Source organism: Alteromonas sp. ALT199 (assembly GCF_018619335.1).
In the GTDB taxonomy this organism is placed as follows: Bacteria; Pseudomonadota; Gammaproteobacteria; order Enterobacterales; family Alteromonadaceae; genus Alteromonas.
In genome coordinates this window covers 1-5,145 of record NZ_JAHHDX010000174.1, presented here as the reverse complement: position 1 = coordinate 5,145, position 5,145 = coordinate 1, and the positions used below count along the sequence as shown (strand labels likewise).

The window sequence follows — 5,145 nt, the reverse complement described above, 5'->3', positions numbered from 1 at the left end:
ATCTAGGAATTGCTAATAATATATGCCCTTACATTTCATTGAGAAAGCAAATCTTACGAACAACAGCTGAGACGGGAAGTGATAAATTATAAAATTGACATAAGGACACTCAGAACGGCCTGATTGTTGCAAATATTTTTGCATTAACAGCAACAAAGCGGTATTTTGCCTGCCTCACAACGGAATCTGCCCCCCAGGTTATAATGGAATTATATAGACCAGTGTTAAATTATGATTATCCGTAAAAGTCCACTTTACTTGTTCTCTCCGATAATATACTTGTTATTGCTTACAAGAGCTTCTTTGGACCCGATACTTCGCCTGACAGATTTCGGAGGCATAAGTGTTGGTGCATTATTGAACTTGTCACTCATTGTCTTATTCTTCGGCGGCTTAATTCAGTCGCGAGGCACCATATCTTCGAGCGTATTTAAGCTGTGGTCGGGCTTCATTGTTGTAGGGCTATTTTCAATTGTTATATCACCCACTCCTATTGCTTCTTTTCGCGCCTTTGTTTCAGTGTTGACCTACTTTTCAATTTTCTCATTTGCATATAGCTTTGTACGGTCAAGAGAGGACGTGGAGTCAATAATGAAGTTAATCGTTTACTCAAGCTTCATTCCTTTTAGTGTTTCAGCTATCCAGTTTGTATTTCCAGAATTGAGCACAACAAGAGATGGTTTCAGGCTTCATGGTAGCTTCATGCACCCTAACATCTACGCATTTTACTTAGTCTTAGTCAGCGCTGTGTGTTTCTATTGCATTAAAGCAGAATCAGTGTTTTTCTCTAAACGGTTCATCCGCCTTTGTTATCTACTAATACCATTAAGTGCGGTGTGCCTCATTGCAACTCAAACTAGAAGTGCATGGATTGCATTCTTTACCATATTTTTTGTTTATGGACTTTTGTATGAACGCAAGTATGTAGTAGTAATGTGTGTGCTAGCAATATTGGCCTTATTTTTGCCTTTTGTTCAAGAACGTATTGCTGACTTAGCCTCGGATTCGCAAATTACAGAAGGCGGCGGAGAAAAGTTAAACTCTTACGCTTGGCGACAGGTGGTTTGGGTATCGTCGTGGGAACTTATTCAAAACAAGTTGTTTCTTGGGCATGGCTATAACACTTTTTCTTATTACTTTCTAGATTTTTTTCCTCTTGAAGGTGAAAAGCAGTTCGATGCTCACAATGCCTATGTTCAGATAGCCTTTGATATGGGCTTTTTAGGGGTGTTTTTTTTCTTAGTTCTGTTTATAGGAATTTTGTTGAAGTATTTGAAACAGTTTTCTTTAGATCCTAAGGGCAATAGTATTTATTTAGCTGTAATTACTTCATTCATGTTGGTTTGCTATTCCGATAACATGTTGTTTTATCTTTCTTACTGTTGGTATTTTTGGCTTTTAATTGGTTGTGGCTGTGCATTTTTGCAAATTTTGGAAAAGGAAAAACATGCGAAAAGAGTCTAGTTTTAAAAACTTCAAGAGTGATCTAGCTCGGGCTGGCGGCCTTAGAGCGCTTTTAAGAGAGCAATCGATATATCCTATTGCATGGTATAGGTTTGGCAGGTTTCTAATGTCCATAAAAAATCCGAAAATTAGACGTTTCGTTTTGATCCCATATTATTTTCTTTTCCGTTTTATCGAATTAATTTTTGGAATAAGCCTTCCACCCGAGGCACAGATAGGAGGTGGGTTAAGAATATGGCATTTCGGACAAATTTTTATTAATTCAGAAACAATTATCGGCGAGGACTGCACATTGCGACAAAACGTTACTATTGGCAGTAAAGTAGCTGATGGACCAGCGCCTGTGATTGGAAATAATGTTGATATTGGTGCAGGAGCAATGTTAATTGGAGAAATCAATATAGAAGACAACTGTAGGATAGGCGCCATGTCACTTATAAATAAAAATGTTCCGTGTAATTCCATTGCATATGGAATCCCGATGGAGATTAGGAGCAGGGAGACAAAATGAAGGTAGCATATTTAGTTAATCAATACCCGAAGGTTAGCCATACATTCATCCGCAGAGAGATAAAAGCTGTTGAAAACAATGGGATCGAAGTAACTCGATTATCATTGAGAAGTGAAAATTTTGAAGGTCTTGGCGAAGAAGATAAAGAAGAATATAGATTAACTACTTTTATATTAAATGAGTCCAAAATTCGTTTGCTGAAAACTTTTTTTGCATGGCTATTATCTAGCCCGAATGATGCATTGACATTGATAATACTCATATTATCAATGAATAAAAAATCAAGTAAAAGTTTTTATAAACACATTGTTTGTGCTATCGAGGCAAGTTTTGTAGCAATAGTTTGTCAAAAAGATGGCTGTCAGCACATTCACGCTCATTTTGGCACTAACTCAGCTGAAGTAGCAATGTATGCTTCGTTGATGTCGAAGATTTCTTACAGCCTGACTATTCATGGGCCTGAAGAGTATGACTTCCCAGAAGATCTAAACTTAAGGAAAAAAGTAGACAGAAGTAAGTTTATAGCAACTGTCAGTAGTTTTGGTAGGTCTCAACTGTACAGGTGGATTGATAAAAAAGACTGGGACAAAGTTAAGGTTATACGTTGTGGCTTGGAACCTGCCTATTTTGAGTGTTTAGAGCGAAATACAGGCGCTAATGAAAACGTTTTTTTGTGCACGGGTAGACTTTGTGAACAGAAAGGCCAGCTCTTGTTACTTAAGTCATTTAAAGAGCATCTGAATGAAGGGCATAATTCGCATTTAATCTTAGCCGGTGATGGGGAACTTCGTAGTGAAATTGAAACCCTTATTAAAGAGTTAGAATTAGAAGAGCGTGTGACTATAACAGGTTGGATAAGCCCAGCAGAAGTTAAGACTCTTTTGGAGCAGTGTTCAGTTATGGTTTTACCGAGTTTTGCAGAAGGGTTACCAGTCGCCATAATGGAGGCAATGGCAAAAGGAAGGCTAGTAATCAGTACTTATATAGCGGGCATTCCAGAGTTAGTTAAACACCGTAAAACAGGCTTATTGACGGTTCCTGGCTCGATTGAAGACTTAACACAAAACTTGAATCTGAGTGTTTCCTTAAGTCCTGAAGAATTAAAAAGCATTGTCCAAAATGCTCACGTAGAAGTCAGGAATGCGCATAACGTTGAATTAGAAGCCGATAAGTTAGCTAAACTATTTGAGCAGTAATTATGATATTGTTAATTAGTCTATTGTTTTGTATTCCTTCGTTACTCTTTATTACCGTTTTAGTTTTAGGCTTAAGTGCAAAAAGAAAAGAAAAAATCGATATTTTAAACCACAAGCCGTGTGCGATTTTAATTCCTGCTCACAACGAAACAGAAGTTATCGAGGCAACACTTAAACATCTAATTAGCATAATAGGTAAAAATGATGAAATTTTTGTCGTTGCTGATAACTGTACTGACGATACGGCCAAAAAAGCTAGAAATACGGGCGTTAATGTTTTTGAAAGGTTTGACAAGCAAAATAGAGGTAAAGGATTTGCGTTAGATTTTGGTTCAAAGTTAATAACTAGTAATTATGATTTTGAGACGGTAGTTGTTTTTGACGCAGACTGCCTGTTTGAACCTGATTCGTACTCAAAGTTAGTAAGTAAAAGTCAAACAGCTAATTCTGTGGTTCAAAGCCAATATTTAATGTTGTCACCAAATGATGAAAGAATTGATTTGAAGATAAGTGAGTTTACTTGGGCGGTTAAGAATGATTTGCGCGCGAGGGGAATGAAGACACTTGGTTTAGGGTGCCACATTCAGGGCTCAGGATTTGCGTTTCCTACAAGCATACTAAGAGATATTTCTTTAGCATCTTCTAGTATCGTGGAAGATTTGGAGTTAGGGCTTAACTTAGCATTAAAAGGGCAACCAGCAATATATTTTGATGAAGCTAAGGTCTTCAGCTATTTCCCTGAAAATAAAGAAGGTGCAGCGTCTCAAAGGAAAAGGTGGGAGCACGGACACTTAGGGATGATAAAAATGTTTCCAAAGTATGCATACAAGGCAATTAAAAACTTTGACTTAAAAACATTTGCACTTCTCGTTGATGCTGCAATACCACCGACTATCCTTTGGATGCTGATACTATCAACATTATCAATGTTAGCGCTATTATTAAATATCTATATTGAAAATAGTTTTCTAATTTTTATTCCCGCTTGTTTTCTAATTACCACAGTTTTATTAATTTTTACTTGGTTCACATATGGAAAGAGTATTACATCGTCGATTAAGTTTAATGACGTTATTGATTTTCTATCTTCAAAACTAACCGTTTATAGCTCTTTTTTTAAAAAACCAGAAACGGAATGGGTTAAAACGAAAAGAGATGTCAAGAACGAGTTGAGCCATGGAGAAAAAAATGACAAAAGTTAAAACAGGTTTTTTCGAATTCAATGACCTTACATGTTCAGAAGCAATCGTAACTATTGATAAAATGTCTGCAGAAAAAACTCAATTTCACAATGTGATTACTCCTAATGTTGATCACTTAAGCAGACTAGTAAATCTTGAGAAAAGAGATGTACTGTGGGAAATCTATGGGAATGCTTCGTTGATGCTATGTGATAGTAAGATCTTACAAGTTCTCATGGATAAAAAAGGTAAAAAAATAAACAACGTTGTTCCAGGAAGTACTTTGACGCAAGAGTTGTTTGATGGAAAGGTATTAAATGGCAAAAATGTTCTTATTATCGGAAGCGAAAATGATGTTTTTAATAAACTTAAGATAAAATACCCACAAGTTAATCTTGGTCATATTAACCCTAGTATGGGATTTATTAATAAACCGTTAGAAGTCGAAAAAATAGTTCACGATACTAAAGAGTTAAAACCAGACTTTGTCTTCCTTGCAGTTGGCTCTCCACGACAGGAAATATTAAGTTGGCACCTATCAAAAGAACTTAATTCCGGTGTTTCATTATGTATTGGAGCTTCAATTTTATTCTTAGTCGGCGAAGAGAAAAGAGCACCCAAAATCTTTCAAAATTTAAGGTTAGAATGGTTGTATCGAATGGTAACTCAAAAACGCCTGGTAAAGAGGTATTTTCTAAATTTCTTAGCTTTACCTAAAATATACCGATTTATTTGAATAACTCAGCTCTCTTTTTTTCTGAGGTAGAAATTAAAAGTGCTTTCTATTCTAAAT

Annotated in this window: 5 protein-coding genes; all 5 read left to right on the top strand. The window is 36.2% G+C overall.

The window, feature by feature from the left end; all coding sequences use genetic code 11:
• The first annotated feature begins 777 nt into the window (after nucleotides 1–777).
• From KL866_RS19480 to KL866_RS19460, 5 genes are read left to right on the top strand one after another with little or no spacing between them, the layout of a single operon-like run.
• Nucleotides 778–1,464, top strand: coding sequence for an O-antigen ligase (locus KL866_RS19480; RefSeq protein ID WP_214996602.1), 687 nt, complete (start codon nucleotides 778–780; stop codon nucleotides 1,462–1,464).
• On the top strand, nucleotides 1,448–1,975 hold the full coding sequence (locus tag KL866_RS19475) for a serine O-acetyltransferase (RefSeq protein WP_214996600.1): 528 nt from the start codon (nucleotides 1,448–1,450) through the stop codon (nucleotides 1,973–1,975). The genes KL866_RS19480 and KL866_RS19475 overlap by 17 nt, the downstream gene beginning before the upstream one ends.
• A complete protein-coding gene (locus tag KL866_RS19470) occupies nucleotides 1,972–3,171 on the top strand; it encodes a glycosyltransferase family 4 protein (protein WP_214996598.1) in 1,200 nt (399 codons plus the stop codon). The genes KL866_RS19475 and KL866_RS19470 overlap by 4 nt, the downstream gene beginning before the upstream one ends.
• 2 nt (nucleotides 3,172–3,173) lie before the next feature.
• Complete coding sequence (locus tag KL866_RS19465) at nucleotides 3,174–4,373, top strand: glycosyltransferase family 2 protein (RefSeq protein WP_214996596.1); 1,200 nt, start codon at nucleotides 3,174–3,176, stop codon at nucleotides 4,371–4,373.
• Nucleotides 4,360–5,088 (top strand): WecB/TagA/CpsF family glycosyltransferase, encoded by a 729-nt coding sequence (locus KL866_RS19460; RefSeq protein ID WP_214996594.1) that lies wholly within the window; start codon nucleotides 4,360–4,362, stop codon nucleotides 5,086–5,088. The genes KL866_RS19465 and KL866_RS19460 overlap by 14 nt, the downstream gene beginning before the upstream one ends.
• Nucleotides 5,089–5,145: the final 57 nt, after the last annotated feature.

Excerpts from the sequence above, each read along its gene's own strand:
- KL866_RS19475 (WP_214996600.1), top strand. The coding sequence starts at position 1,448 with ATGCGAAAAGAGTCTAGTTTTAAAAACTTCAAGAGTGATCTAGCTCGG.
- KL866_RS19470 (WP_214996598.1), top strand. The coding sequence starts at position 1,972 with ATGAAGGTAGCATATTTAGTTAATCAATACCCGAAGGTTAGCCATACA.
- KL866_RS19465 (WP_214996596.1), top strand. The coding sequence starts at position 3,174 with ATGATATTGTTAATTAGTCTATTGTTTTGTATTCCTTCGTTACTCTTT.
- KL866_RS19460 (WP_214996594.1), top strand. The coding sequence starts at position 4,360 with ATGACAAAAGTTAAAACAGGTTTTTTCGAATTCAATGACCTTACATGT.